27 protein-coding genes and 1 other RNA gene are annotated in these 24,997 nt (G+C 68.5%); 15 read left to right on the top strand and 13 right to left on the bottom strand.

Going from position 1 to position 24,997, the window contains the following annotated elements:
• The first annotated feature begins 3 nt into the window (after window positions 1-3).
• From ACRYA2_RS11490 to ACRYA2_RS11500, 3 genes are read left to right on the top strand one after another with little or no spacing between them, the layout of a single operon-like run.
• A complete protein-coding gene (locus ACRYA2_RS11490; RefSeq protein ID WP_433627961.1) occupies window positions 4-942 on the top strand; it encodes an ABC transporter ATP-binding protein in 939 nt (312 codons plus the stop codon).
• Window positions 939-2,843, top strand: a complete 1,905-nt coding sequence (locus ACRYA2_RS11495) for an ABC transporter permease subunit (RefSeq protein ID WP_433627964.1) — start codon at window positions 939-941, stop codon at window positions 2,841-2,843. Before ACRYA2_RS11490 ends, ACRYA2_RS11495 begins: the two co-directional genes overlap by 4 nt.
• Window positions 2,836-3,885 (top strand): ABC transporter permease, encoded by a 1,050-nt coding sequence (locus tag ACRYA2_RS11500; protein WP_433627966.1) that lies wholly within the window; start codon window positions 2,836-2,838, stop codon window positions 3,883-3,885. The genes ACRYA2_RS11495 and ACRYA2_RS11500 overlap by 8 nt, the downstream gene beginning before the upstream one ends.
• Window positions 3,886-3,935: 50 nt before the next feature.
• Here the strand turns inward: ACRYA2_RS11500 and ACRYA2_RS11505 are convergent, their stop codons facing one another.
• Window positions 3,936-4,154 (bottom strand): hypothetical protein, encoded by a 219-nt coding sequence (locus ACRYA2_RS11505; RefSeq protein WP_433627969.1) that lies wholly within the window; start codon window positions 4,152-4,154, stop codon window positions 3,936-3,938.
• 163 nt (window positions 4,155-4,317) lie between these two features.
• Here ACRYA2_RS11505 and ACRYA2_RS11510 point away from each other — a divergent pair, with 163 nt between their 5' ends.
• Window positions 4,318-4,680: a hypothetical protein gene (locus ACRYA2_RS11510; RefSeq protein ID WP_433627972.1), complete on the top strand. Its 363-nt coding sequence runs from the start codon at window positions 4,318-4,320 to the stop codon at window positions 4,678-4,680.
• On the opposite strand, the gene ACRYA2_RS11515 is transcribed toward ACRYA2_RS11510, so the two are convergent.
• On the bottom strand, window positions 4,677-5,849 hold the full coding sequence (locus ACRYA2_RS11515; RefSeq protein WP_433628509.1) for an NAD(P)/FAD-dependent oxidoreductase: 1,173 nt from the start codon (window positions 5,847-5,849) through the stop codon (window positions 4,677-4,679). The two genes, ACRYA2_RS11510 and ACRYA2_RS11515, sit on opposite strands and share 4 nt — an antisense overlap.
• Window positions 5,850-6,108: 259 nt before the next feature.
• On the opposite strand from ACRYA2_RS11515, the gene ACRYA2_RS11520 reads away from it, so the two are divergent.
• The 3 genes from ACRYA2_RS11520 to ACRYA2_RS11530 are packed head-to-tail and all read left to right on the top strand — an operon-like array spanning window position 6,109 to window position 8,738.
• Window positions 6,109-7,017 (top strand): rhomboid family intramembrane serine protease, encoded by a 909-nt coding sequence (locus ACRYA2_RS11520; protein WP_433627975.1) that lies wholly within the window; start codon window positions 6,109-6,111, stop codon window positions 7,015-7,017.
• A complete protein-coding gene (locus ACRYA2_RS11525; RefSeq protein WP_433627977.1) occupies window positions 7,017-7,838 on the top strand; it encodes an endonuclease V in 822 nt (273 codons plus the stop codon). The genes ACRYA2_RS11520 and ACRYA2_RS11525 overlap by 1 nt, the downstream gene beginning before the upstream one ends.
• A gap of 48 nt (window positions 7,839-7,886) precedes the next feature.
• A complete protein-coding gene (locus tag ACRYA2_RS11530) occupies window positions 7,887-8,738 on the top strand; it encodes an SDR family oxidoreductase (protein WP_433627979.1) in 852 nt (283 codons plus the stop codon).
• Window positions 8,739-8,880: 142 nt separating this feature from the next.
• Here the strand turns inward: ACRYA2_RS11530 and ACRYA2_RS11535 are convergent, their stop codons facing one another.
• The 3 genes from ACRYA2_RS11535 to ACRYA2_RS11545 form a co-directional block, all read right to left on the bottom strand.
• Window positions 8,881-9,657 (bottom strand): CBS pair associated ParBc domain-containing protein, encoded by a 777-nt coding sequence (locus ACRYA2_RS11535; protein WP_433628512.1) that lies wholly within the window; start codon window positions 9,655-9,657, stop codon window positions 8,881-8,883.
• A gap of 167 nt (window positions 9,658-9,824) precedes the next feature.
• Window positions 9,825-10,805 (bottom strand): PLP-dependent cysteine synthase family protein, encoded by a 981-nt coding sequence (locus ACRYA2_RS11540; protein ID WP_433627982.1) that lies wholly within the window; start codon window positions 10,803-10,805, stop codon window positions 9,825-9,827.
• Between the two features lie 37 nt (window positions 10,806-10,842).
• Complete coding sequence (locus tag ACRYA2_RS11545; protein ID WP_433627984.1) at window positions 10,843-11,163, bottom strand: DUF5798 family protein; 321 nt, start codon at window positions 11,161-11,163, stop codon at window positions 10,843-10,845.
• A gap of 82 nt (window positions 11,164-11,245) precedes the next feature.
• Here ACRYA2_RS11545 and ACRYA2_RS11550 point away from each other — a divergent pair, with 82 nt between their 5' ends.
• The 5 genes from ACRYA2_RS11550 to ACRYA2_RS11570 all read left to right on the top strand — a co-directional run bounded on the left by ACRYA2_RS11550 (window position 11,246) and on the right by ACRYA2_RS11570 (window position 15,343).
• Complete coding sequence (locus ACRYA2_RS11550) at window positions 11,246-11,650, top strand: DUF7548 family protein (RefSeq protein ID WP_433627987.1); 405 nt, start codon at window positions 11,246-11,248, stop codon at window positions 11,648-11,650.
• A 107-nt stretch (window positions 11,651-11,757) separates the two neighbouring features.
• Window positions 11,758-12,183: a DUF5658 family protein gene (locus ACRYA2_RS11555; RefSeq protein ID WP_433627989.1), complete on the top strand. Its 426-nt coding sequence runs from the start codon at window positions 11,758-11,760 to the stop codon at window positions 12,181-12,183.
• Window positions 12,184-12,264: 81 nt separating this feature from the next.
• Window positions 12,265-12,577: signal recognition particle sRNA (ffs, locus tag ACRYA2_RS11560), an RNA gene on the top strand.
• 230 nt (window positions 12,578-12,807) lie between these two features.
• A complete protein-coding gene (locus ACRYA2_RS11565) occupies window positions 12,808-13,119 on the top strand; it encodes a DUF7565 family protein (RefSeq protein WP_113277510.1) in 312 nt (103 codons plus the stop codon).
• A 196-nt stretch (window positions 13,120-13,315) separates the two neighbouring features.
• The gene (locus ACRYA2_RS11570) at window positions 13,316-15,343 is read left to right on the top strand and encodes an AMP-binding protein (protein ID WP_433627993.1); all 2,028 of its coding nucleotides are present in this window, start codon (window positions 13,316-13,318) and stop codon (window positions 15,341-15,343) included.
• Here the strand turns inward: ACRYA2_RS11570 and ACRYA2_RS11575 are convergent, their stop codons facing one another.
• The 6 genes from ACRYA2_RS11575 to ACRYA2_RS11600 all read right to left on the bottom strand — a co-directional run bounded on the left by ACRYA2_RS11575 (window position 15,344) and on the right by ACRYA2_RS11600 (window position 19,257).
• Window positions 15,344-16,114: an aldo/keto reductase gene (locus ACRYA2_RS11575; protein WP_433627996.1), complete on the bottom strand. Its 771-nt coding sequence runs from the start codon at window positions 16,112-16,114 to the stop codon at window positions 15,344-15,346. It lies immediately after the preceding gene.
• Window positions 16,115-16,456: 342 nt separating this feature from the next.
• Window positions 16,457-17,338 carry a winged helix-turn-helix domain-containing protein gene (locus ACRYA2_RS11580; protein ID WP_433627998.1) on the bottom strand — a complete coding sequence of 294 codons (882 nt, stop codon included), beginning with the start codon at window positions 17,336-17,338 and terminating at the stop codon, window positions 16,457-16,459.
• Window positions 17,339-17,442: 104 nt separating this feature from the next.
• Entirely contained in the window at window positions 17,443-18,201 is a 759-nt protein-coding gene (locus ACRYA2_RS11585) for a hypothetical protein (RefSeq protein ID WP_433628001.1), read from the bottom strand.
• A gap of 46 nt (window positions 18,202-18,247) precedes the next feature.
• Window positions 18,248-18,526: a UPF0058 family protein gene (locus ACRYA2_RS11590; protein ID WP_433628003.1), complete on the bottom strand. Its 279-nt coding sequence runs from the start codon at window positions 18,524-18,526 to the stop codon at window positions 18,248-18,250.
• A 72-nt stretch (window positions 18,527-18,598) separates the two neighbouring features.
• The gene (locus ACRYA2_RS11595; protein ID WP_113277504.1) at window positions 18,599-18,817 is read right to left on the bottom strand and encodes a ribbon-helix-helix domain-containing protein; all 219 of its coding nucleotides are present in this window, start codon (window positions 18,815-18,817) and stop codon (window positions 18,599-18,601) included.
• Window positions 18,818-18,996: 179 nt separating this feature from the next.
• Window positions 18,997-19,257, bottom strand: coding sequence for a hypothetical protein (locus ACRYA2_RS11600; RefSeq protein WP_433628006.1), 261 nt, complete (start codon window positions 19,255-19,257; stop codon window positions 18,997-18,999).
• Window positions 19,258-19,469: 212 nt separating this feature from the next.
• Between ACRYA2_RS11600 and ACRYA2_RS11605 the strand changes: the two genes are divergently transcribed.
• From ACRYA2_RS11605 to menD, 3 genes are read left to right on the top strand one after another with little or no spacing between them, the layout of a single operon-like run.
• Entirely contained in the window at window positions 19,470-20,066 is a 597-nt protein-coding gene (locus tag ACRYA2_RS11605) for a sulfite oxidase-like oxidoreductase (protein WP_433628009.1), read from the top strand.
• A 32-nt stretch (window positions 20,067-20,098) separates the two neighbouring features.
• Window positions 20,099-21,424: an isochorismate synthase gene (locus ACRYA2_RS11610; RefSeq protein WP_433628011.1), complete on the top strand. Its 1,326-nt coding sequence runs from the start codon at window positions 20,099-20,101 to the stop codon at window positions 21,422-21,424.
• Window positions 21,421-23,190 carry a 2-succinyl-5-enolpyruvyl-6-hydroxy-3-cyclohexene-1-carboxylic-acid synthase gene (gene menD, locus ACRYA2_RS11615; protein WP_433628013.1) on the top strand — a complete coding sequence of 590 codons (1,770 nt, stop codon included), beginning with the start codon at window positions 21,421-21,423 and terminating at the stop codon, window positions 23,188-23,190. The genes ACRYA2_RS11610 and menD overlap by 4 nt, the downstream gene beginning before the upstream one ends.
• A gap of 5 nt (window positions 23,191-23,195) precedes the next feature.
• On the opposite strand, the gene ACRYA2_RS11620 is transcribed toward menD, so the two are convergent.
• Together ACRYA2_RS11620 and ACRYA2_RS11625 are read right to left on the bottom strand one after the other, a co-directional pair.
• Window positions 23,196-23,405 (bottom strand): hypothetical protein, encoded by a 210-nt coding sequence (locus tag ACRYA2_RS11620; RefSeq protein ID WP_113277499.1) that lies wholly within the window; start codon window positions 23,403-23,405, stop codon window positions 23,196-23,198.
• A gap of 188 nt (window positions 23,406-23,593) precedes the next feature.
• The gene (locus ACRYA2_RS11625; RefSeq protein ID WP_433628018.1) at window positions 23,594-24,940 is read right to left on the bottom strand and encodes an alkaline phosphatase family protein; all 1,347 of its coding nucleotides are present in this window, start codon (window positions 24,938-24,940) and stop codon (window positions 23,594-23,596) included.
• Between the last annotated feature and the right edge of the window lie 57 nt (window positions 24,941-24,997).

The following is a 24,997-nucleotide window of genomic DNA, read 5'->3' on the forward strand; positions in this document are numbered from 1 at the left end:
TCGATGATCGAAGTAGAAAACCTGCGAAAAGAATACGGCGGTTTCGTCGCCGTCGAGGGGAGCGACTTCACCGTCCCGGAGGGCGAGATGTTCGGCATCGTCGGCCCGAACGGCGCGGGGAAGACGACGACCCTGAAGATGCTCGCGGGCCTCGTCGAACCGACGAGCGGGTCGGCCCGCGTCGCCGGTTACGATGCCCGGGACGCCGAGATGCGCGAGCACCTCGGCTTCCTCCCCGAGGAGTCCCCGCTGTACGAGGACATGACCGCCACGTCCTACCTCCACTTCTTCGCGGACCTCTACGACGTTCCTGACGAGACTGCCGAGCAACGCATCCACGACACGCTCGACGAACTCGACCTCGACCACCGCGACCGACCCCTCGGCGACGTGTCGAAGGGGATGAAACGGAAGGTCGCCATCGCACGCTCGCTGGTCAACGACCCGGACGTGCTCGTCTACGACGAACCCGCGAGCGGCCTAGACCCGCTGACAACGAACTACATCGTCGAGTTCACGCGCGACCTGGCCGAATCCGGCAAGACCGTCGTCTTCAGCGCGCACAACCTCTTCCACGTCGAGAGCGTCTGCGACCGCGTCGCCGTGATGAACGACGGCCGAATCGTCGCCCGCGGGAGCGTCGAGGCCATCCGCGAGGAGTACGGCCGGACGGAGTACCACGTCTACACGACGGTCGACGTTGCCGGGGCGGTCCCGGTGGACGACGCCAGGACGACCGTTCGGGCCGCCGCCGGAGCGACCTCCGACGCCGGCGGCGTCTACCGCCGCGTCGTCGAGAGCATGGACGCCGTCGAGGAGACCCGGGAACTCGCGACCGCCGCGGGCGGCCAGGTCGCCGACATCGAGACGAAGACGCCGAGCCTCGAGGACATCTTCCTCGACATCGCGACGGAGTCGCCGGGCGCGGAGGGGCGGCCGTGAAGCTCCGGAAGACGCTGCGCATCGCGCGCTGGGAGGCCCGCTCGAACGCCGGTCGACTGGACCGCCGGACCCTGGCCGTCCTCGCCGCCGTCGTCCTGCTGATAGGGGCGCTCGCCCCGATGGTCGCCAGCCGGGGCAACACCGTCGACGACGGCATCTACCGGGTCGCCATCCCGGAGGACAGCCCGTACTACGAGCCGGCCGTCGAGGACCCCGAGTCGAAGTTCGTCGTCGTCGAACCGACCGCGTTGAACTACCGCACCGACCGCGTGGAGGTGTTCGTCTGCCCCGAGGGACTCGCGGTCTGCCCGCCCGGGGAGATAGCGTGGGACGACGACCCGAAGGGGCGGGCCGCCCTCGCGGAACTCCGCGCGACGGTCCGGGCGTACAACGACCGCGCGATGGCCGAGGAACCGGACCGCGCCGCCGCGTTCCCGGTCAACGTCACGCTGCTCTACGCCGAGCAGAACCGGACGGGAGCCGGACCGGGCGCGAGCGACGGAGACCGCGCGGTCGACCGGTTCACCACCCGGACGACGGCGGCGGGCGAGAAGCGCCTCGGCGGCGGTACCGGCGGCAGCGCCGGCGGCACGCCCGAAGGGGACGCCGGGAGCGGTTCCGGCGGGGAGACGGGCGGCGCGGTCGAACCGCCGGCCGTCGGCGGCGGGTCGTCGCTGTTCGGGAGCGACCAGCGCCGGGGGACGCCCTCGAACATCGCGCCGCCGTTCCCCTTCGAGTCGCTGGTGCTGGCGTTCGCGTTCGTCCTGCCGATGAACTTCGTCATCCAGGCGTACGCCAGCTCCGTACTCGACGAGCGCATCAACCGGCGGGGCGAACTCCTGCTCGTCTCGCCCGTCTCCCGCGTCGACGTCGTCGCCGGGAAGACGCTGCCGTACTTCGCGGGCATGGTCGCCATCGCGTCCGCGACCGCGGTCGGCATCGTCGGGCTGACCGGCGCGGGCGGGTCGGGAGCGCTGTCCGTCGCGGCGACCGCGACCACGGCGGTCGCGGCGGTCGCTCCCATCGCCCTGCTCTTTCTCGCCTGCGCGTTCGTCGGTGGGATGTTCGCCCGGTCGTTCAAGGAACTGACGTTCGTGACCGTGTCCCTGTCCGTCTTCCTGACCGCGTACGCGTTCGTCCCCGCCATCTTCACCGACGTGCATCCCGTCGCGGCCATCTCGCCGCTGACGCTGGTCGTCAGGGCGCTCCGGGGCGACGCCGTCCCGCTGGCCGACTACGCGTTCTCGACGCTCCCGCTCGTCCTCTCGGCGGGCGTCCTGTTCGCGCTCGGTCTGGGCGTCTACCGCGAGGAGGACATGTTCACCCAGCGCTCCGTGCCGCTGAAGTTCCTCGACGCGCTCGACGGACAGATATCGGGCCGTCGCAGCGTCGCGAAATTGAGCGCGCTCTCTATCCCGTTCGTCTTCGTCGGCGAACTGCTCGCCGTCGCACTGCTGTTCGCGCTCCCCGTCGACGTCTCCGTGCCCGTCCTGCTGGTCGCCATCGCCGGCATCGAGGAGGTCGCGAAGAGCGTCCACGTCTACGCGGGGTACGCCCACGGGCGGTTCGATAGTTCGCCGTCGACGGTCGGCGTCCTGGGCGCGCTCTCGGGACTCGGATTCTTCCTCGGCGAGAAGGTGACCGCCGTGGCGCAACCCGTCGGCCTGCCGAACCTCGAACTCGGGAAGGCCGCGTTCGGCACCGCGACCGGGCTCGGCGTCGAGGCGTCGCCGCTCGTCCTCGTCGGCCTCCTGTTCGCGCCGCTCGCACTCCACACCGCCACGGCGACCGTGACGGCCTACGGCGCGCGGGAGGGCCGCGAGTGGTACCTCGGAACGCTCGTCACCGCGACGCTGGTTCACGCCGCGTACAACGTAACGGTGGTGAGCAGTCTTGGATAAGCGCCTCGTCGTCGCGCGGCGCGAACTCGCGTCGCTCCGCAGCGAGAAGACCATCGTGCTCGCCGTCCTCATCCAGCTGTTCGTCGCGGCGTTCTCGTCGTTCCTCGCAGTCGGACTGGTCTCGCTGTACGACCCCAGCGCGGCGGGCAACCAGTTCACGGTCGAGTTCGCCGTGACCGGCGAGGCCGGCGACGACCTCGCGCCGGTCGTCGAGCACGAAGACGGCTGGGAGGCGGTCCGGTACCCGAGCTTCGACGCCGCGATGGACGACTTCCGGCGTGGGCAGGTGCACGCGGTCGTCCGGCCCGCGCTCGACCCGGACGACCGCGCGCAGGTGACGGCGGTCGCGCCCGACGGCAACGTCCGGACGACGCTCGTCGTCACCCAGCTCCGCGAGCTGCTGGACGCCTTCGAGAGCCAGGAGCGGGGGCGACTCGCCTCGCGGCTCGAACGCCAGCCCGTCGAACTGCCGCCGGAGACGCGTTCGAGCCCCTACTTCGGGTTCACGTACACGGTGCTCGTCCCCCTGCTCACGTTCCTGCCGGTGTTCATCAGCGGGAGCGTCGCCGTCGACGCGATAACCGAGGAGTACGACCGCGGGACGCTGGAACTGCTCAGGGTGACGCCGCTCTCGGGCATCGACATCGTCGACGGGAAGCTGCTCGCGATGGGCGTCCTCGCTCCACTCCAGGCCGGCGCGTGGCTGGCACTGCTGTCGTTCAACGGGACGAGCGTGGCAAACCCCGTCGAGATACTGCTGCTCGTGACGGCGTTCGCGCTCGCGGTCGTCGCGCTCGCCGCGACGCTCGCGCTCGGATTCCGCGACCGCAAGCGAGCCCAGTTGCTGTTCTCGCTAGGGCTGCTGGTCGTCTTCAGCGTCACCTACCTGCTCCCCGAGTCGCCCGCGAACACGGTGGCGAAACTGGCCATCGGCACACCGACGCGGCTCACCCACGCCATGGTCGCCGTCTATGCGCTCTCCGCCGTCGCGGGATACCTCGCGGTCCGGTGGTTCGTCGGCAGACGCGGACTCGGGGAGTAGACGCTCCCGGCGTGAGTACTGCGGCCGGGACCTCTCCCGTTCGGCACTCGTTACTCGGTGCGCACGCCCGGGACGCAGGAACAGGTCACGACCGGGTCGAGAACGTCGTCGACGGGCATCGACTCCCCACAGTCTGTGCAGATGATACGTGCTTCGTTCTGCCGTCTGCGTTCCCGGTAGTATTCGAGTGCACGAGTCCCGACGGCGGCCGCTGCGCCGATTCCGACCGCCCCCATAAACATTCTGTCAAATGTAGTCTCGCGTGCCATGGACAGCCAAGGATATGCCAGTAACTTAAAGATGGTGCAAAGTTAGGTATATTAAACTTGTTCTCTCCGTGACGACGGGAATCGGTCACCCCGTCTAAGTCGGCCGGTTCGACGCGTTTGCAACCAGTTCTTATAAAAACATCTCTGACGTAGACGACTACGTATGGCATCCATCATCGGTTCTGTCGTCGGGTTCATCGTCAGCCTGCTCATCGGTGCGCTCGGCATCTACGTCGGCGCGCGGGTTGTCACGGACACCGACGACTACGGATACGCGGTCATCACCGCCATCGTCGGCTCGCTCGTCTGGTGGATCGTCGCGGTACTGGTCGGCTGGATACCGCTGATCGGCGGTCTACTCGCGCTCGTCGCGTGGATATGGGTCATCAACGTCCGCTACCCCGGCGGCTGGGGCAACGCCATCGCCATCGGATTCATCGCGTGGATAGCCGTCGTCGTCGTGCTGTACGTCCTCGCGGTGCTCGGCGTCGTCACCTTCGACGCGCTGGGCATCCCCGCGGTCTAATCCTCCCACCCGACCTCTTCTCCCACCAGGTCGACCGCGTTCCGCACCGCGCCGACCGAGGAGAGGTATCCCGCTCCGACCGTCGTCTTCAGCGCCTTCGCCGCCCGGCCCGTGAGGACGGTGGGGCCGACCTGCGCGACCGCGTCGTCGCCCACTGAGACGAGCCACCCCGGCGAGTCGAAGGTGAACGGGTCGAGTCGGGGTTCGAACACGCCCGACCCGTCGCGGTCGTGCTCGACCAGTCGGAGCAGGTTCGTGGCCGCGACGCGGGCCTCCCGAACCGCCGCCTGCGCGCTCGCCGGCACCGCTTCGCCCTCGGCGTCGACCACGCGCGCCGCGTCGCCGACGACGAAGGTGTCGCCGTCGAGTCGGAGGTTCCCCCTCACTTCCGGGCGGTCGCCGCCCAACGCCGCCGGCCCGCGGATACCGCCCGTCCAGACGAACTGGTCGTAGCCGAGTTCCGTTCCGTCCTCGAGTTCGACCGCCTCGTCCGTCGCGCGCTCGACCGCCGTCCCCGTCCGTACCCCGACGCCTCGCTTTTCCAGCTGGTCGCGCACCGCGTCCTGGAAGTTCCGGGGGAACGACGGGGCGACCCTGTCCATCTGTTCGAGCAGGACGACCCCGGGACGACCGGCGTCGGGGTCGCCGCCCTCCTCGCGGGCCATCGCCGCGAGTTCGCCAGCTATCTGGACCCCCGACAGGCCCGCACCGCCCACGACGACGCGACCGCCGGCCGACGCACTCCCGTCGCCCCGTCCGTCGAGCAGCGTCCGGAAGTCCGACCGTATCTCGCGGGCGTCCTCGACCCGCTTCAGCGGCGTCGCGCGCTCCTCGACGCCCGGCAGGTCGTAGAACGCCGTCTCCGCGCCGAGACAGACGGCCGCGTAGTCGTACGTCAGGTCCCCGTCCGCCAGTTCGACGCGGTTCTCCTCGGGGACCACGGATTCGACGCTGGTCTCTCGAACCTCGCAGTCCAGCACGTCCGCCAGCGGAATCCGGACCTCGTCGTCGAGGGACGGCCGGCGGACGAGTCGGTGGAGTTCGTGCTGGACGAGATGTTCGCCCGTCCGCTCGACGACGACGAGGTCCGCGTCGTCGGGGAGGCCTCGCTGTAGCTTCCGGGCGAGCGTCAGGCCGGCGTAACCAGCGCCGAGTACGGCGACTCGCATGGGTCGGGCGTAGGTGCGCCGGGGGTAAAGGCGTACTCCCCGCCGGTAAGGGCTCGTTTCGCGGCGTCCGCCGACGGGTTCGCGTTCGCGGCCGACGGCGTCGCCGTCCGCGCGTCGGGTGCCGGTTCCACGACGGATGCCCCGACGCATCGCCCGCGAGTACCGCAGACCGGTGGAAGCGCGTTCGGCGGCGTCTACGCCGCGTTCGCGCGGCGAATCACCCAAACCCCTTTCAGGTGCCGGGCCAAAGAGCGCACCAATGGCGAACTGTGACGTGTGTGGCAAAGAAGAGAACATGCCGTACCAGTGCCGGCGCTGCAACGGCACCTACTGTGCGGAACACCGTCTGCCGGAGAGCCACTCGTGTCCGGGACTGAACGAGTGGAACGACCCGGACGGCGTCTTCGACAGCGGCTTCGACGACAGCGTCGAGAACGAGGGCCGGAGCTTCAGCATCGGCACCGGTCCCGGCGGCCCGCTCGGCTACTTCCGCGGGAACATGACGTACGTCTTCCTCGCGCTGATGTGGATTACGTTCGCGTTCCAGTTCCTCATCTTTCCCACCGTCGGCTACCCCACGTTCTCGCCGACGTGGATCAACGTCTTCACGCTGAACACAGCCAACCCGCTCTACGTCTGGACGTGGGTCACCTCCGTGTTCGCCCACGGCGGGCCGGCCCACATCTTCCTGAACAGCATCGTGCTGTACTTCTTCGGCCCGGTGGTCGAACGGCGCATCGGGAGCAAGAAGTTCGCCGCGCTGTTCATCCTCTCCGGCGCCATCGCCGGGCTCGCGCAGGTCGGCGCGACCATACTGACCGAACCGGGCACGTTCGTCCCGGTGCTCGGCGCGAGCGGTGCCATCGCCGCCATCATGGGCGTGCTGACGGTGCTGAACCCCAACCTGCGCATCTACCTCTACTTCATCATCCCGATGCCGCTGTGGGTCGCGACGCTCGCCTTCGCCGTCTACTCGGCGTTCGTCAGCGTCGCCGGCGGCGTCGGTGCCGGCGGCGTCGCCCAGCTGGCCCACCTCACCGGCCTGGGACTCGGCCTGCTGTACGGCGCGAAGCTGCGGAAGGACGGCGAGAGCGCGCCCAAGGAGCTCCAGCTCGGCGGCGGCGGCGGTGGCGGTCGGATGGGCGGTCCCGGACGGGGTCGCTTCTGATGGAGGTCGTCCACCCCGAGTTCGCGCCCGACGCGTCGCTGTCGCGCGAAGAGATGGAGACCCTCCAGCGCGACCTCGCCGACCTCGCCGTCTTCGCGGACGACCTGTCGTTCGACCCCGGGACGGTCCGGGCGACGTCGGCCGACGACGCCCAGATCGAACTGGGCGAGACGTCGGGCGACGAGAGCGCGAACGAGGCGGCCCCGGTCGTCGCGGGCGTCGACCAGGCGTTCGTCGACGACCGGGCGGTCAGCGCCATCGTCGTGCTCCGGGACGGCGAGGTGGTAGAGCGCGTTCACGCCGTCGCCGACACCGAGATACCGTACATCCCCGGCTTGCTCTCGTTCCGCGAGGGGACCGCCGTCCTGCGGGCGTTCGAGGAGCTGTCGGTCGACCCGGACCTCGCGCTCGTCGACGGCAGCGGTCGCATCCACTTCCGCGAGGCCGGCATCGCCACGCACGTCGGCGTGATGCTCGACCTGCCGACGGTCGGCGTCGCGAAGAACCTGCTCTGTGGCCGTCTGCGCGACGAACCGGAGGGGTACATGTCGGCGGGCGAGCGCGCGCCGGTCGTCGCCGACGGGAACGTGACCGCGCCGGACGGGACCGTCATCGGCTACGCGCTCCAGTCCCGCCAGTACGACAATCCCGAGAAGCGCCACGTCAACCCCCTCTACGTGAGTCCCGGCCATCGCGTCGGCGCGGAGACGGCGGCCGACCTCGCCTGGCAGCTGTCGGCGGGGTACAAGCTACCCGAGCCCACGCGGCGCGCCGACGCCTACGCCGACGAGGTGAAAGCGCGCGTTCGGTCGGACGGGTAAGCGTCGGAAACCGTTGGTTCTTAGCCGGGCGGCTTCGAAAGCAATTCCATGGTCGAAACGGTGCTGATTACGGGCTGTTCGTCGGGAATCGGGAGAGAGACCGCGCTGTCGTTCCTCGCGGACGGTTGGGAGGTGTACGCGACGGCGCGCAACCCCGCCGACGTGGAGACGCTGGGCGAGAAGGGGTGCAACATCGCCACGCTGGACGTGACTGAGGACGACGACGTCGAGCGCGTCGTCTCGAACATCGTCGACGAGCACGGCCACCTCGACTGTCTCGTCAACAACGCCGGGTACGCCCAGCCCGGTCCCGTCGAGGACGTGCCCGGCGAGCAGGTCCACGCGCAGTTCGACGTGAACGTCTACGGCCCCCTCCGACTGATTCGAGAGGCCCTGCCCCACATGCGCGAGCGAGGTAAAGGCACCGTCGTCAACGTCTCCAGCGCCGTCGGGCGCCTCGCCGTCCCCGGCATGGGCATCTACAGCGGGTCGAAGTTCGCGATGGAGGGCATCACCGACTCGCTGCGTTCGGAGGTCGCAGAGTACGGCGTCGACGCCGTGCTGGTCGAACCCGGTCCGGTCGACACCGAGTTCTACGACCGGGCGAATGACGAGATAGAGGGCGTCGAACGCTCCGGCGCGTACGAGCGGTTCTACGAGATGTACGAGGACCGCCGGGCCATCGACGGGGGGATGCCCGGCGCGGTCCACCCGAAGGAGGTCGCGGACACCATCCTCGACGCCGCCAACGTCCAGGACCCGGACCCGCGCTACCCGGTCGGGACGGCCGCGCAGGTCGCCGAGTACGCCCGCTTCGTCCCAGCGAAGTACCGCGACCTGCTGTACGAGAAGTTCTCGGGACTCTCGACGAGCGACTGGGCGAAGAAGCTGTTCGGCTGACCGGTTCCCTCCCCTTCCGTCGGCGTCAGCGCGACACCGCACCGACCTGCATCCGGAACGGCTTCGGGGCGACGCTTCTGCGGAACGCCGTCCCGGGTTCTACTCGACGGAGACCGGCCGTCGCGAGAACGGAGGGGCGTCGCTACTGGAGTCGCTTCGTCGTCTCGACGAGCGGGTGGCGCGCGTAGTCGACCACGTCGATGTCGTCGATGGTCTCCAGCCCCTCCTTGCGGGCGGTATCGGCCATCCCGAGTTCGACGTGGTCGTCGGTGACGATGACGTAGGCGTCCATCCGCGCGATGTCCAGGCGGTCGGCCGCCTTCGCGCGGTGGTGGCCGTCGGCGAGGAGCAGGTTGTCGCCGTTCTCGATGACGACCAGCGGTTCTGCGAGACCGCGTTCCATCTCGTAGACGCGGCCCTCCAGTTCGTCGGCGTACACCTTCCCCTGGGTCGGCGTGAGTTCCGCGAGCGGCACCTTCCGGCGCTCCTGGGAGACCTCCGTCCCGTGGATGGACTCCAGAGTGCGCATCAGCTTGCTGACCTTGCCGGGCGTGACGCGCTCTATCTGGCTCCGGATGACGTCCGTGTTGCTGATGATGCCCACCAGGTTGCCCGCGTCGTCGACGACTGGGAGCTTCTGGATGCCCGACCGCAGGATGACGCGCGCCGCGTCGTCCACGTCCATCTCGGGGTGGGCGACGATGAGTTCCTGGCTCATCACCTTGAAAATCGGCTCCTGGTCGTCGGCCAGCAGCAGGTCGCGGGCGCTCACGAACCCCTCGACCCGCCGGCCGTCGCACACCGGGAAGCCGTTGTGTCCGTCGCTCTCGGCGATGCGTCGCGCGACCTCCTCGACGGTCGCGTCGGGGGAGACGGTCGCCACCTCGCGGGTCATGTACTCCTCGACGTGGGCCTTCATGCCCTCCGTTCCGCCGTCGGACGCGATGGGGTTCGTCCCGACGCTACCCGACGGCGTCCAGCGACCGTCCTCCTCGCCCTCGTCCATGCTGGTACCGGACGGGGGCAGGGGCAAAAAACCTCCCGACCGCGTCGCGGACCCACTCGTGCGGCGGAACTCCGGACGGCTCAGCCCTCCCAGTCCTCGAAGGAGCGATAGATGCCCTTCGAGAGGTACCGCTCGCTGGAGTCCGGGAACACCGTGACGACGGAGTCGTGGGGGGCGTCGACGTTCCCGTCGCGGATGCCCTCCGCGACGGCCCGCGCGGCGACGCTGGCCGCACCCGCGCTGGAAGCGACGAGCTGGCCCTCCTCGCGGGCGAGTCGCTTCAGTTCGTCCTGGGCGGCCCGGTCGGCGACCCGGACGACGTCGTCGACGAGGTCGGGGTCGAACAGCTCGTTCGTCGAGGGGTCGTGCGTGCCGATGCCCTCTATCTTGTACTCCGCCTCCTCGACGTCCGCGCCCGTCGTCTCGGCGTACAGCGACCCTTCGGGTTCGACCGCGGCGACGTACGTGTCGGGGTCCTGCTCGCGAGCGTACTTCGCGATGCCCATCAGCGTGCCCGCGGTGCCACAGCCGGCGACGACCGCGCCGACCTCGCCGTCCAGCGCCTCGAACATCTCGGGGCCCGTGGTCTCGTAGTGGGCTTCGACGTTGAGCGGGTTGGCGAACTGCTGGGGGACGACCGCTCCCTCCGTCTCCTCGGCGAGCTGGTGGGCGCGGTCGATGGCACCGCCCATCCCGTCCTCGGTGGGCGTGTTGATGACCTCCGCACCGAGCGCCCGCATGAGCTGCTGTTTTTCGAGGCTGAACCGCTCCGGGACGACGAAGACTGCGTTCACGTCGAGCTGGCCGGCGGCCACGGCGAATCCGATGCCGGTGTTGCCGGCGGTCGGCTCGACGACGGTGCCGCCGGGTTCGAGGTCGTCCCGTTCGAGCATCCGCTCGATCATGTACTTCCCGATGCGGTCTTTGACGCTCGCGCCGGGGTTGAACGACTCCAGTTTCGCGTACACTGGCACGTCGTCGGGGCCGGCGTGGACTCGCACGAGCGGCGTCTGCCCGACGGTGTCGAGCACCGAATCGAGCGGTTCCAGATGCGTCGTCATTCGCGTGAAACGATGGCTGCGTGGCTGTTAGTCGTTGTTATTCGGACGAGTCCGTCGGCGTCGCGGTCGAGTCGGTCGAACTGCCTGACTCCGCTCCGGCGTCCGCGGCGTCGGTCGCGTCGCCCTCGACGTCTGCCAGCACCTCGTCGACGTCGATACCCTGCTCGCGCGCCAGCGCCTCCACGAGCGCATGCTGTTTCGCGTTCTCGGTCTCCAGTCGTTTGACGCGCTGCTCGGTGGTCTCCAGGCTCTCGCGTAGCTTCTGGACCTGGTCGTACACCTCGTTCAGTCGGCTGTACAGCTGTTCCGCTCGGTCGGCCAGCTTCTGGATCTTCTTGGCGGTTCCTCCGAGTCCCATGCATGTCCCGTCGTGCTCCACTACCCTCATTTTTCCGACTGAAGCACGGGGCTTAACTCGGTCGGGTGAGTCACCCCCGGACATGAGCCAGCGACTCGCCCCCGCGGTCGGCATCGCGTCGTGTCTGGTGCTGCTCGCCGCGCTCGTCTTTCCCTACTTCGTCGCGCCTGGGTCCGCCGTCGCCGTCTACTACGGCACCGTCGCCGTTCCGGTCTATCTGCTGGACGCCCTGTTCGCGTCGGTGGCCGTCGTCGTGTTCGGCTCCGCCATCAACGAACGCACCGACCCGCCGACGGTCGCGGGAGCGACGCTCGCCCTCGGCGGCTTCATCGCGCTTCTCACGCTCTGGTGGGTGACCGCGACGCCCGCCGACACGCTGATCGAGACCGCGCGGATGGACTCCCTGAAGTACCACCGCTGGGTGGTGCTGCTGGCCGCGCTGGCGATTCCCGCGAGCGCGACCTGGTACGCCCGGAGCGTGCTGTAATCGTCCCCGGCCGCCGGCGGGGATAGACCGTCGTTTCGCGTCGCAGTGGCTCGTTACCCCCGGTCAGTCTGGCTATAACAAAGTACAGGGACGACGGAGTCGTCTCCGTGCCTCGAACCGACCTCGACGCCGGTTCGTCGTCTGACGCTGCCCCCTCGCCGGATGCCGGTCGATCGGCCGACGCTAGCCGGTCGGTCGACCGCGTTCGGCGAGACGACGCCCCGTGGTCGCACGTCTCGCCACCGCTCTTGCTGGCCGTCCTCGTCGTCATGGCCGGGGACGTCGTCACGACCGGCGTAGGACTTCACCTCGGCCTGGACGAGGGCAACCCCGTCGTGGCGACCCTGCTGGCCCACCTCGGCATCGCGGGACTGGTCCTCGTGAAGGCCGTCACCGCCGGTCTGCTCGTCGTGCTGCCGACGCTCACCCGACGCTCGCGCCGGACCTTCCGCCTGGGAAGCTTCGTCTATCTCATCGTCGGGACGCTCGTCGTCATCTCGAACCTCCTGGCCATCGCCTCGGTCGCGGCGTGACCCCGGTTCGTGGTTCGTACGCCGAACGGAGACGGTCGGCCAGGAAGGCGAAAAGTCCTTAAGTCAGAGTCGACTACTATGAAATGGACTAGGTCGGGCAGTTAGGCCCTGCTCGTCACCCGCACTATGGTCTTCAGCGGGGACCGAACGCCGGGCTCGTCCGGTCAGACCGGGCCGGGCCCCGGAAGCCGACGCAGAAGCCTCGTCCTGCGGGGACAGAGGTCTGCGGCGCACGCCCGCAGGGGCGTCGTCGTCGCAGTTAACCGGTGGTAATCCGTCAGGCACGGAAGTGAGCAGCGGACCGCCGGACATCTGTCGCTCGTAGGGTTGCGGGGTGGAGAAGGCACCCGGGACTACCCGGCCCGGAACGCCGGGCAACCCCGGTCGTCCGCATTCATACTCCGTCATTACGCCTCACCAGCGGTCGCTACGCGCCACCTACGGGTCGGACCGTCGGGCGGCCGAGTCGACGGGACTTCCGACGCCGCCACCCGGAGCGGTCCGCGGCGGCGCTCGCGGACCCCGCGTCGCCGAGTCGGTCGACGCTCCTGCGGCAGTCGCGCCCGGGACGGTCCCAGTAGCGCAAGAAAAGGTTTTATCACCGGGCTTACAATGTCCATCCGAATGTCGGCCTGGGAATGCGACATCGACGGCTGCGGGAAGCAGTTCGGCAGCGTCGAGGACGCCATCGTCCACCAGACCACCGAGCACGAGCGCCAGGAGTGCGCGGTCTGCGGCGCGGTCGTCCCCGACGGTTACTTCGCCATCCGGCACGCGTTCGACGAGCACTCGCGCGCCGAGTACGTCCGGTCGTACGACGCCGACTCGAACGCGGTACGCGTCCGCGAGCGGGTGCGCGACGACGTCGAGGAGTCCGCCGACCTCAAGGACGTCGTCGAGCGCCTCGACGAACTCGACGGCGGCGAACTGCCCTGAGAACGCGACCGTCCCCGGCGCTCGGTCGACGGCCGTCGACGCTACGCCCGATTCGCCTCCGCTTGCCCGACGACGTTTCGAGAGCGACTGCCATCGAGACGTCTGGAGCCGAACGCATCCCATCGAACGCGCCCTGAGATGCCGAAGTAAACTATTTTGAGGCGCGTGTGCAAATCTGCCACAGGAGGAAACCCACATGGATACGCTTGCGGACGTCGACGAGGTCGTCCACGAACCGTCGCAGGAGTTCGTCGAATCCACGAACGTCTGGCAGTTCATGCAGACGCACGACATCGAGGACTACGAGGAGCTCATCGAGCGAACGACGACGGAGGTCGACTGGTTCTGGGACGAGATGGTCGACTACCTCGACATCGATTTCTACGAGGACTACGATGCGGTCCGGGACGACTCCGAGGGGCCGCAGTTCTCGAAGTGGTATCCCGGCGGCGCCGTCAACATCGCGCACAACGTCGTCGACCGCTGGGCCGCTCCCGACGCGGAGGAGCGCAACAAGGTCGCCTGCATCTGGGAGGGCGAACCCGGCGACGTGCGGGAGATAACGTTTCACGAACTCCACCGCGAGTCGAACCAGGTCGCCAACGCGCTCGCCGAACGCGGAGTCGGGAAGGGCGACACGGTCGGCCTCTACATGCCGATGGTGCCCGAGGTCATCTCCATCCTCTACGGCATCCTCAAGGCGGGTGCTATCGCGGTCCCCATCTTCTCCGGGTTCGGCACGGACGCCACGGCGACCCGCATCGACGACTCGGAGTGTTCGGTGCTGTTCACGGGCGACGGCTTCTACCGGCGGGGGAGCGAGGTCACGCTGAAGGGGACGGCCGACGACGCCATTGAGGAGGTCGGCCACGTCGAACACACCATCGTCTACGACCGTTTGGGGAGTAGCGAGGCCCAGCGGGCCTCGAACGGCGAGCAGGACAGTGACGAAGCGGGCGACGCCGCGATTCCGTGGGACGACGAGCGCGACGAGTGGTGGCACGACGTCGTCCCCGAGCAGGACGACGAGTTCGACACGGTAGAGACGGACGCCAGCGACGAGTCGATGCTGCTGTACTCGTCGGGCACGACGGGCAAACCGAAGGGCATCGTCCACACGCACGCTGGGCAACTGGTCCAGTGTGCGAAAGAGCTCTACTTCGGCTTCGACCTCAAACCCAGCGACCGGTTCTTCTGGGTGAGCGACATCGGCTGGATGATGGGGCCGTGGACGCTCATCGGCAATCACGCGTTCGGCGGCACCGTCTTCATGTACGAGGGCGCGCCGGACCACCCCCAGCCGGACCGCTTCTGGGAGATGATAGACCGCCACGGCCTCACCCAGTTCGGCATCTCGCCGACCGCCATCCGTGCGCTCCGGAAGCACGGCGACGAGTGGCTGGAGGGCCACGACCTCTCCACCCTCCGCCTGCTCGGCTCCACGGGCGAACCGTGGGACCCTGAGTCCTGGAACTGGTTCCACGAGAACGTCGGCGGCGGGGAAGCGCCCATCATCAACATCTCCGGCGGCACGGAGATCTGCGGCTGCTTCCTCATGCCGATGCCCATCCAGTCGCTGAAGCCATGCACGCTCGGCGGGCCGGGCCTCGGGATGGACGTCGACATCGTGAACTCGCAGGGCGAGTCCATCGCTGACACCAACGAACGCGGCTTCCTCGTCGCCCGCGACTCCTGTCCGTCGATGACCAAGAGCCTCTGGTCGGGCGACGAGCGCTACCTGGCGGAGTACTGGTCGACGTTCGAGGACCCGCCGATGTGGGACCACGGCGACTGGGCCCAGAAGGACGAGGACGGCTTCTGGTTCCTCCACGGCCGCGCCGACGACGCCATCAACGTCGCCGGGCGGAAGGTCGGCCCCGCCGAGGTCGAGGGCGCGCTCATCGACCACGAGGCCGTCAACCAGGCCGCCGCCGTCGGCGTTCCGGACGACACGACCGGCCAGGCCGTCGTCACCTACGTCATCCTCGAAGACGACCAGGAGCCGAGCGACGCGCTCCGGGAGGTGCTGCGCGAGCAGGTCGGCGACGAACTCGGCAAGCCGTTCCGCCCCCGCGAGATACTGTTCGTCTCCGAGTTCCCCAAGACCCAGAGCGGGAAGATAATCCGGCGCGCCATCGAGGCGACCTACACCGGCGAGGACCTCGGCGACATGTCCAGCATCGAGAACCCCGGGGCGCTGGAGGAACTCGAAGAGGCGAGCTAGCTACTCGAACAGCTTCTTCTCGCGGTCGATGGCCTCGATGCGAGCAACGTCCTCGTCGTCGAGCGCCAGGTCGCGCGCGGCCAGGTTCTCCCGCAGGTGCGTCGGGCTGGCCGACCGCGGGATGGGGACGACGTTCTCCTTGCCGGCGAGCCACGCGAGGCTCACCTGCGCCGCCGTCGCGTCGTGTTTCTCGGCCACTGCGGTCACCGCGGGCAGGTCGAACGCCTCGCCCTGCGCCAGCGGCGAGTACGCGACCAGGTAGTGGTCGTGACGCCGGGCGTAGGCGAGCAGTTCCTCCTGCTGGTAGAGCGGGTGCATCTCGACCTGGTGGGCGAAGAGGGGCGCGTCGAGCGTCTCGCGGACCGTATCGAGCTGGTCGGCCGTGAAGTTGCTCACGCCGACGTGGTCGACCGCTCCCGCGTCGCGCAGACGGTCGAACGCCGGCAGCGTCTCCTCGGGGTCGTAGTCCTCGATGGGACGGTGGACGTACAGCAGGTCGACGGCGTCGACGCCGAGTCTGTCGAGGCTCTCCGCCGTGGACTCGCGCACGTCGTCGGCTCCGAGGCTGTCCGCCCACACCTTCGTCGCGAGGAAGACGTCCTCGCGGTCGACCGCCGAGCGCTCGATGCCGCGACCGACCACGGCCTCGTTGTCGTAGATCTGGGCCGTGTCGAGGTGTCGGTAGCCCGCGGCTATCGCGTCGGCGATGCGGTCGGCGTCGTCTATCTCCATCGTTCCCAGTCCGACGGTCGGCAGGGTCTCGGTCGGCATCTACCCCCGGTTGGGGGAGCGCGAAGTTAACGGGCAGGGGTTCCACGTGAGGACAGTTCGGATGCCGACCGTCTGCGATGCGATTCGGGTGCCGGCGTCACCCCGCGGACGCCGTGACCGACGCGCCCAGTTGCAGTTTGCGCCGCCGGCACCGATACCAGTTCGTCACCGTCTTCCACCGCGTGCAGTCGAATTTCATGGTCGCGTTCTCACGGACGCGTTCGGAAGTTGGTGCCCCACTGCCAAAAGTATAATCTGAACTACACTTCAGTAGCGCGGCTTACTGAAACGCGTTTCACGGACCGCGGGGAGGAAACGCGACCGGACGGCGACCCTCCGACGTCATCCGTCGACCGATAACACGTTCGCCTCGTCGTCGACGACGACGCGCATCGTCTCGTCGCCGGCCGAGACGACGACCGCCACCCGTCGCGGGTCCGTCGACAGCACCTCGACGCGGTCAGCGTCGACGACGAAGTCGAGACGCCACAGCGGCGTCTTTCGGACGTCGACGCCGCGTTCGTACAGGAAGCTCACGACGGCGGGGTGGGCCAGGAGCGTCCCGCCGACGGGGACGTAGCTGAAGAAACTGCACCGCTGGCAGTCGAGGGACGCGACGACGGGGTGGTGGCTCGCGTAGTGGTCCTCGCTCTTGGTCGCGGACGTCACCAGCCGTTTCGCGACCGTCCCCGAGCAGACGGGACAGACGGCCTCGTGGGCGAGCGCCCACACGTGGCGGGTTCGGCGGTCGAAGGCCGCCGCGACCTCCTCGACGGACCGGCCGACCACGCCGCCTGGGTCGAACGGATATTCGAGGAACGTCGTTCCGCAGTCCGGGCAGGAGACCGTGCCGACGTGGCCGGCGTAATCGAACGCCAGCGTCGCCCCGCAGTCGAGACAGGGCTGGCCCAGACCGGTCGGTTCGACCTCGGTCGTCTCGTGGAAGACGCCGCTCCGTATCGCGTCGATGACTCGATGGCCGGCGTACAGGAGTTCGTACCGGTCGCCCTCGTGGCGCACGAACCGTCCTTCGAGTTTCGACAGGTGGTAGGTGAACCGGCCGCTGTCGCGCACGTCGACTCGGTCCCGCAGTTCGGAGAACGCGAGCGCGTGCTCCGGCGCGCGCCAGAGCGCGAGCAGGATGTCGACCCGTATCTCGTGGCCCACGAGGTGGAACGCGTGCTCCGGTTCGAGGTTCTCGCCGTCGGTCGACTCCCCCGTCATCCCCATCGACGGTTCGTCGAACGCGTGCTAATAGGTAACGGGCCGGCGGGGAACTCCGCGCGCGGACCTCTCGCGCTGGCGGAAAGCGGCCGCGGACCGGGGCTTCAGAGCGCCACCTCGGTCAGCGACAGCGCGTCGTCCTCCGGGGCATCGTCGCCGTCCGCGACGACCGCGAACGTCCCGGTGCTCCGGCCGTCGGGCAGCAGAATCGCGGCACCGGCGAGCAGCGGCGCGAGCACGCCGGCGACGACGGCCCGGGGGTCGGCGAGCGACGCGCGAACCGCCACGGCGTCGCCCGTTTCGAGGTTCCACTCCGCGGCGACCGTCTCCGCGGCGGCGAGCAACGCGGCGTGCGAGTGGTCCCGGTCCCCGTCGGTCAGTGCGGGCGCGTCCGGCGAGACGGGCGTCGGCGGGAACGCGGGGTTCTCGCTCCAGACGCTCTCGCCGAACCACGCGACTGCGGGGTCGTCGGCCTCCTCGCGGAAGGCGATTCGCTGGCCGCCCGGCGGGAGGTCGTACTCACCGATTCGGTCGCCCGGCGCGACCAGTACCCGCGCCCGGGCGTCGCGGGGCGGGGCGAACCGGACTCGCGCGCCCAGCAGGGCCGTGCCGAGGAGCGCGAGCACCGCCTCGGGCGCGCGGGCCGGGACGATGGCGACGGTCGCCCCCGACGAGTCCGCGGCGTCGTCGCTCGTACGCTCCTCGCTCGCGCGGACGCCGAGCCGCCGGAGGTAGTTTCCCGTCTTCCACGCGGTAGTGCAGAATCGGTGATAGTCGAACTCTCGCGCGGAGTCGCCCGGCACGAGGAGCGCCGGGTCGTCGCTCCGGCGCTCGCGCGCCACCAGGTCGCCGAGCGTGTCCATGCGGGCCGTTCCGCGCGGTGCGGGCAAAAGTGCGACGGTCCGAAAATCAGATCTTCTGTTCGGCGTCGTCAGCGAGTTCCTTCATCCGCTTGCCGATGCGGCCCGCCTCGCTGAACTCGTCTTCGCTCATCACGGTTGCCAGGGCGTTACCGAGCACGAACACGGCGTGTTTGTGTTCGCTCTTGGATTTGTGGACGTGGGATGGGTCGACGTCCAGCTGGTCGTACGCTTCGAACGTGCCTGCCGGGACGTCCTCCGAGCCGCGGAAGTACTCCATGATGGTGACCATCTGTTCGTGAAGCTCGAGGAGTTCGTCTTTGTGCATAACCGCGGATTGGGAGTTAGGCCGTTTAAGCGTTTCCCAGAAAGGTCGGATCGATTGACAAGAACGGCAGCGTTAGAAGACGTACTCGTCTTCGTGACCCATCATTCCTTCGTCCTCTATTCCGGCGTCTCTGTCCTCGTCGTCCATCGGGCCACTCGTCTTGTACGCCTTGAGGCCCGTCGACAACAGGTCTTCGATGGCCTCCTCGCGGTTGACGAACTCGCCCTGTTCGACCATCTGGGCGATCTGCATTTCAAGGTGCTCCGGGACGGTTATCTCTACCTTCGGCATTGGAACAGTTGTGGGCTTCGGGAGGGGTGTTCTTAAGTCTGACGGGTATATAGTGGCGGTATCTGAAAGATGATGCTCCAAACGAAAAGATTTGTTTTCAGATACGGCTATTTCACTCTCTGTTCGCAAAATGCTCGCAGTTCACCGACTGGATAAAGAAAGCGTTTCTCGTCCGGTCCTCACCGGTTGAGCATCTGGTCGATCGATTTGATGATGCTTCCCGGCGCCAGCGACTCCAGTCGCTGTTGCATTCGCTTCTGGTTGAAGTAACTCGCGAACGCGAGGATGGTCGGCGGCCAGAGACCGATGAACAGCCCCCGCTCGCGGTTCCCGCGGAGGAAAAATTGATGCCACGCGAGCAGCACCGACATCGCCGACGCGATTATCGCCACGTCGCGCGTCGATTCCTCGGCCGCTTCCATCGTTCCTCTCTCCGCCATTCTGGGTCGTTGTTCTGCCTCGGACATGCGTCAACCGATAGCGCGAGGCTGTCCTTTGTTATTCAGTCGCTACTCGGCGGAAGGTCCGGAATACACTCCGATATTGCGATTACTCGCCGATAATCGGTCGTTTCGAACGGTTCCGAGCGACCCTTCGGTCCTCCCCGACGGGTGTCGTTAAACCTACCTGCACGCCGTCCCATCACCCGAACATGAGCAAGCGGGACGTGACCGACCTTCACCGGGAGTTCGACGGCAAGCGGCTGCCGCCGGGTCAGCGCGAGACGAGCAAGTTCCCAGTCCTCTCGAAGAGCGGGACCCCGGACTGGGACCCCGACACCTGGGAGTTCACCGTGACGGGCGCGGTCGAGGACGAACTCGCGTTCTCGTGGGACGAGTTCACCGACCTCCCGGCCGAGACCCAGCGCCAGGACTTCCACTGCGTGACGGGGTGGAGTAAGTTCGACTGCGAGTTCACCGGGGCCACGTTCCCCGAACTCGCCGAGCGCGCGGGCGTGCGCGACGACGCCGTCCACGTCCTGTTCTCCGCGCTCGACGGGTACACGACCAACCTTCCGCTGGACGAGTGCATGCGCGAGGAGGTCCTATTCACCTGGGAGTTCGACGGCGAGCCGCTACCGCGGGAACACGGCGGCCCGGTCCGGGTCGTGACGCCGCACAAGTACGCGTACAAGGGTGCGAAGTGGGTCGACGGCGTCGAGTTCCTCACCGAACCGGAGCGCGGCTACTGGGAGAAGCGCGGCTACTCGAACACCGCGAATCCGTGGAACGAGGAGAGATATAGTTAGGCTGAAGGCATCGCGTTCCTGATTCCAGTGCAATGCCACCGCACCGCGACGGCCAGGTGTCGGCGGGGGCTCGCATCGTGGCACGCTCTCGCCGCATCCCGGACGTCTCCTTTCGCTCGTTTCTCGCCGGGCGGACCTCCCCGCGCGTCCACTGGGTCGCGCCGGACGGGCTCGAGATCGCCGCCTGCGGCGCGGCAGCGCGACTGACAGCGGACGGGCCCGAACGGTTCGAGGCGGTCCGCGACGAGGGCGCGGAGCTTTTCGACGCGCTCGACGCCCCCGACGACGCGCCCGCCGCGACGCGCCCCCGGCTGTTCGGCGGATTCGCGTTCCACGCCGACCACGACTCCGTGTCCCCGTGGGACGGGTTTCCGGGCGCGGAGTTCGTCCTGCCGCGCGTCCAGTTGACCCGGACGGACAGCGACACGTGGCTCACCGTCGCGGTCGAGGACGTGGACGAGGCCGACGCGCTGCTCGCCGAGACGCGGTCCGACCTCGCCGACCTGCCGACGATGCGCCCCGCCGGGTCGCCGCCCGGCGTCGAGACCACTCGTCACACTACCTCCCGCGAGGAGTGGTGCGCCCAGGTCCGGCGGGCGACCGACCGCATCGACCGCGGAGAACTCCGGAAGGTCGTACTCGCGACGGCGCTCGAGGTGACCCTCTCGGAACCTGTGTCGGTGCCGGACGTGCTCGAACGCCTCCGGGCCTCCTACCCCGACTGCTACCGGTTCCTGCTGGAGCCGAGCGACGGGGGCGGGTTCTTCGGGGCACCCCCGGAACGGCTCGTCTCCCTCTCCGGGCGCACCGTCGAGACCGAGGCACTCGCGGGGACGGTCGGTCGCGGGGAGACGCCCGAAGAGGACGACGAACTCGCCGCGGAACTGCTGGACAGCGAGAAGGTTCGCGAGGAACACGCGCTCGTCGCCGAGACGATACGCGACTGTCTCGCACCGCTGGCCGAATCGGTGACCGTCGGCAGTCGCGGCCTCCGCCGCCTCTCGACCATCCAGCACCTCCAGACGCCCATCTCCGCGACGCTCAGCGCTGACGGCCACGTCCTTGACGTGGTCGAGGCGCTGCATCCCACGCCCGCGGTCGGCGGACTGCCACCGGACGCGGCGATGCGGACCATCCGCGAGACGGAGACGTTCGACCGCGGCTGGTACGCATCGCCCGTCGGCTGGTTCGACGCCGACGGCGACGGGGAGTTCGCGGTCGCCATCCGCGCCGGCGTCGCGGCCGGCGACCGGGCGACCCTGTTCGCCGGCAACGGCATCGTCGCCGACAGCGACCCGGACGACGAGTGGGAGGAAGTGCAGTTGAAGTACCTGCCGATATTCGACGAACTCGAATGACGGCACCGAACAGGAACGTGCTGTGGGCGGAGACGGTCGTGGACGAACTCGTGGCCGCGGGCGTCGACGCGGCCTGTCTCGCGCCAGGCAGTCGCTCGACGCCGCTGACCGTCGCGTTCGCCGAGCACGACGACGTGACCGTCTTCTCGCACCTCGACGAGCGCTCGGCGGCCTTCTTCGCGCTCGGACGGGGCAAGCGCACGGGGCGACCGACGCCGGTCGTCTGCACCTCCGGCACCGCTGCCGCGAACTTCCACCCCGCGGTCATCGAGGCGAACCAGGCGCGGGTGCCGCTGCTCGTGTTCACGGCCGACCGCCCGCCGGAACTGCGCGACAGCGGTGCGAACCAGACCGTCGACCAGGAGAAGCTGTACGGCGACGCCGTGCGCTGGTACGCCGACATCCCCGAACCCGAAGCGGAGCCGCGGAAGTTGCGCTCGCTCCGGACGACCGCGGCACGCGCCATCGCGGAGTCGACCGGGACGCCCGCCGGCCCGGTCCACCTGAACTTCCCGTTCCGGAAACCCCTGGAGCCGACCGAGGTGCCCGGCGACGTTCTCGCCGACCTCGCCGAGCGGGACCCGCTCGCCGCCGAGGGTCGCGACGGACCGTTCGTCGCGGTGACTCGCGGCGAGCCGGAACTGGACGAGCGCGACCTGGCGACGGTCGCGGACGCCCTTTCGGCGGCCGACCGGGGCCTGCTCGTCGCCGGACCGGCGGACGCCGCGTCGGCCGACGGCGCGGCCACGCCAACCCGGGATGCCCTCGCCGCCCTCGCGGACGCGACCGGGTTTCCGGTGCTCGCCGACCCCCTGTCGGGCCACCGGTTCGGCCACGGCGACGAGCGGTCCGTCGCCGGAGGGTACGACGCCTACCTCGCACCCGGGGTGACCGACGAGTGGCCGGACCCCGAGGTCGTGGTCCGGTTCGGCGCGTCCCCGACCTCGAAGCCCCTCCGCCGGTATCTCGAACGCGTCGACGCCCGGCAGTTCCTCGTCGACCCCGCGGGCGAGTGGCGCGAGGCGACGTTCACCGCGAGCGACCTCGTGGTCGCCGACCCGACGCGGTTCGCGCGCGAGGTGGCGGCCGCCGTCGACTCCCGAGGGAGCGACGACTGGCGCGAGCGCTTCGAGCGGGCGGAGTCGAGCCACTGGGAAGTCGTGGCGGAGAGCGGGGCCTACTTCGAGGGGGCCGTGGTCGGTGCGGTCGCCGACCTGCTCCCGGACCCCGCGACCCTGTTCGTCTCCAACAGCATGCCGGTCCGGGACCTGGACCGGTTCGCCCGGCCGCGCTCGGCGGACGTGACGGCGCTCGGCAACCGCGGCGCGAGCGGCATCGACGGCATCACTAGCACCGCGCTCGGTGCCGGCAGCGCGACCGACGACCCCCTCGTCGTCGTGACCGGCGACCTGGCGTACTACCACGACATGAACGGCCTGCTCGCGCTCAGCCGCTGCGGCGTCGACGCGACCGTAATCGAGGTGAACAACGACGGCGGCGGCATCTTCCACATGCTCCCCATCGAGGAGTTCGACCCGCCTTTCACCGACCAGTTCCGGACTCCACACGGCCTCGACTTCGAGCCGACGGGGGAGCTCTACGACCTCGACTTCTCGCGGGTCGAGTCGCTGTCGGCCCTGCGCGAGCGGGTTCGGGCGTCGCTGTCGACGCCCGGTACGCACGTCGTCGAGGCGGTCACCGACGCCGAGTCGAGCCACCGGACCCGGGAGCGACTGCGGGAGCGAACCGTCGAACGGCTCTCCTGACGTCGCTACTCGTCTCGCTCGTCTAGCTGGTCGCGGAGCGCCGCGACCTCCTCGCGGAGCGCCTCCAGTTCCTCGGCCTCGTCGGTCTTCGAGCGTCGATAGACGAGATAGAACCCGCCGAACACGGTCAGCGGGAGGCCGAACATCATGACGGCCACGAGCAGGATTACTATCAGCTCCATGCCGCCGGGAACCGGACCGAACAGGGGGACCATGTTCCGGCCTCCCCAGCGCGGCGACATAAACTTTCTATCTCGCCGCGGATCGGGGGGCCGGACGCCCTCCGGTCTCGGCCACCGACGCGGGGTGCGCCGGACGGCGGTCGTCGAACGAGACGGCGGCGTCGCTCGCGGTGGTGACGGTCCGGCGAAAAACGTGCGAGCGTCGGGGAGACCGACCGGCGTTACGCCAGGCTCCGACCCTCTAACTCGTGGTCGGGGTAGTCCATCTCCATCAGGTCGAGGATGGTGGGCGCGATGTCGAACAGGTCGACGTCGTCGTCGACGGTCACGTCGGGGTCGTCGACGAACAGCGAGGCGTTGTCGAAGCTGTGCATCCCGTTCCGGGGACCCTGGGAGAACACGTCGTCGTGACCCTTGAAGCCGGCCTTCATGTCGAAGCCATGGCTCGGGATGGCGACGAGGTCCGGCGCGATGTCCGTGTGGTCGCCGTGGAACGCCTCTTCCTTCTCGACGACGCGCTCGCAGACCTTCCGGCCGTCGGGGCCTTCGAGGTCTTCGAGTTGGGCCTTGAGTTCGGCGCGCTTCTCCTCGTACTCCTCCTCGGGGACGCTTCCGCGCGGTTCGCGGCCCTCCAGGTTGATGTAGAACCGACCCGGGATGAGCGAGTACGCCTCGGTGTCGTCGGCAATGTCGCCGAGTTCCTCGTGGTCGTCGTCCTCGTACGAGAGCCAGCCCTCGTCGGCGAGCCACTGGTTGAAGTGGACCTCGTAGTCGAGCGATGTGAATCCGTGGTCGCTGGCGACCACCATCGTCACGTCGTCGGGCAGCATCTCGCGCAGGCGGCCGATGTACTCGTCGACCTGGCGGTAGAAGTCGATGAACTCCTCCTTGTACTCGCCGTCCTCCTCGTAGTCCTTGAACAGGAAGTGGTTGACGCGGTCGGTCGTCATGAAGACGCCGAAGAAGAGGTCCCAGTCGTCCTGTTCGATGTAGTGTTCGAACGCCTCGAATCGCGCGTCGAGGGTGCGGTGGGCGTTCTCGATGAACTCGGACTTGTCGTCGTCGTGTCCGAGTTTCGCGTTCGCGTCGATGCGGTAGTCGATGGATTCGAGATACTCCCGGAGTTCGTCGGGGTGGGCGGCCTTGTCGACGCCGGGTGAGAGGAAACCGGAGACCATGCGCTGGACGTTACGCTGCGGCGGGAACGTGACGGGGACGTTCATCACCGTCGAGTTCCGGCCGGCGTCGGTGACCCGGTCCCAGATGCGGGTCGCCTGCACGTCCCGACCCATCGGGACGTAGGTGTCGTACGATCCGGTTTCGCGGTCCTGGAAGCCGTAGACGCCGGTTTCGCCCGGGTTCGCACCGGTGGTGAGTGCCGGCCAGCACGCGGACGACTCGGGCGGCACGATGCTGTCGATGGGGCCGGCGCTGCCCTCTCTGGCGAGTGCGGCGATGTTCTCGAACTCGGAGGCGTTGTCCTTCAGAAAGCTGTACGGCACGCCGTCGATGCCGAAGAAAGCAACCCGCGGCTCGTCGTCGCCACGGAGCTTGTCGAACAAACCCATACGCGGCCCTATCACGGGCGGACACAAGTAGTTTCTTTTCCGTGCTACCAACCCTCG

It is taken from the genome of Halomicrococcus pelagicus, assembly GCF_050954125.1.

Excerpts from the sequence above, each read along its gene's own strand:
- ACRYA2_RS11490 (WP_433627961.1), top strand. The coding sequence starts at position 4 with ATGATCGAAGTAGAAAACCTGCGAAAAGAATACGGCGGTTTCGTCGCC.
- ACRYA2_RS11505 (WP_433627969.1), bottom strand. The coding sequence starts at position 4,154 with ATGGCACGCGAGACTACATTTGACAGAATGTTTATGGGGGCGGTCGGA.
- ACRYA2_RS11510 (WP_433627972.1), top strand. The coding sequence starts at position 4,318 with ATGGCATCCATCATCGGTTCTGTCGTCGGGTTCATCGTCAGCCTGCTC.
- ACRYA2_RS11515 (WP_433628509.1), bottom strand. The coding sequence starts at position 5,849 with ATGCGAGTCGCCGTACTCGGCGCTGGTTACGCCGGCCTGACGCTCGCC.
- ACRYA2_RS11520 (WP_433627975.1), top strand. The coding sequence starts at position 6,109 with ATGGCGAACTGTGACGTGTGTGGCAAAGAAGAGAACATGCCGTACCAG.
- ACRYA2_RS11525 (WP_433627977.1), top strand. The coding sequence starts at position 7,017 with ATGGAGGTCGTCCACCCCGAGTTCGCGCCCGACGCGTCGCTGTCGCGC.
- ACRYA2_RS11530 (WP_433627979.1), top strand. The coding sequence starts at position 7,887 with ATGGTCGAAACGGTGCTGATTACGGGCTGTTCGTCGGGAATCGGGAGA.
- ACRYA2_RS11535 (WP_433628512.1), bottom strand. The coding sequence starts at position 9,657 with ATGAAGGCCCACGTCGAGGAGTACATGACCCGCGAGGTGGCGACCGTC.
- ACRYA2_RS11540 (WP_433627982.1), bottom strand. The coding sequence starts at position 10,805 with ATGACGACGCATCTGGAACCGCTCGATTCGGTGCTCGACACCGTCGGG.
- ACRYA2_RS11545 (WP_433627984.1), bottom strand. The coding sequence starts at position 11,163 with ATGGGACTCGGAGGAACCGCCAAGAAGATCCAGAAGCTGGCCGACCGA.
- ACRYA2_RS11550 (WP_433627987.1), top strand. The coding sequence starts at position 11,246 with ATGAGCCAGCGACTCGCCCCCGCGGTCGGCATCGCGTCGTGTCTGGTG.
- ACRYA2_RS11565 (WP_113277510.1), top strand. The coding sequence starts at position 12,808 with ATGTCGGCCTGGGAATGCGACATCGACGGCTGCGGGAAGCAGTTCGGC.
- ACRYA2_RS11570 (WP_433627993.1), top strand. The coding sequence starts at position 13,316 with ATGGATACGCTTGCGGACGTCGACGAGGTCGTCCACGAACCGTCGCAG.
- ACRYA2_RS11575 (WP_433627996.1), bottom strand. The coding sequence starts at position 16,114 with ATGCCGACCGAGACCCTGCCGACCGTCGGACTGGGAACGATGGAGATA.
- ACRYA2_RS11580 (WP_433627998.1), bottom strand. The coding sequence starts at position 17,338 with ATGACGGGGGAGTCGACCGACGGCGAGAACCTCGAACCGGAGCACGCG.
- ACRYA2_RS11585 (WP_433628001.1), bottom strand. The coding sequence starts at position 18,201 with ATGGACACGCTCGGCGACCTGGTGGCGCGCGAGCGCCGGAGCGACGAC.
- ACRYA2_RS11590 (WP_433628003.1), bottom strand. The coding sequence starts at position 18,526 with ATGCACAAAGACGAACTCCTCGAGCTTCACGAACAGATGGTCACCATC.
- ACRYA2_RS11595 (WP_113277504.1), bottom strand. The coding sequence starts at position 18,817 with ATGCCGAAGGTAGAGATAACCGTCCCGGAGCACCTTGAAATGCAGATC.
- ACRYA2_RS11600 (WP_433628006.1), bottom strand. The coding sequence starts at position 19,257 with ATGGCGGAGAGAGGAACGATGGAAGCGGCCGAGGAATCGACGCGCGAC.
- ACRYA2_RS11605 (WP_433628009.1), top strand. The coding sequence starts at position 19,470 with ATGAGCAAGCGGGACGTGACCGACCTTCACCGGGAGTTCGACGGCAAG.
- ACRYA2_RS11610 (WP_433628011.1), top strand. The coding sequence starts at position 20,099 with ATGCCACCGCACCGCGACGGCCAGGTGTCGGCGGGGGCTCGCATCGTG.
- menD (WP_433628013.1), top strand. The coding sequence starts at position 21,421 with ATGACGGCACCGAACAGGAACGTGCTGTGGGCGGAGACGGTCGTGGAC.
- ACRYA2_RS11620 (WP_113277499.1), bottom strand. The coding sequence starts at position 23,405 with ATGGTCCCCCTGTTCGGTCCGGTTCCCGGCGGCATGGAGCTGATAGTA.
- ACRYA2_RS11625 (WP_433628018.1), bottom strand. The coding sequence starts at position 24,940 with ATGGGTTTGTTCGACAAGCTCCGTGGCGACGACGAGCCGCGGGTTGCT.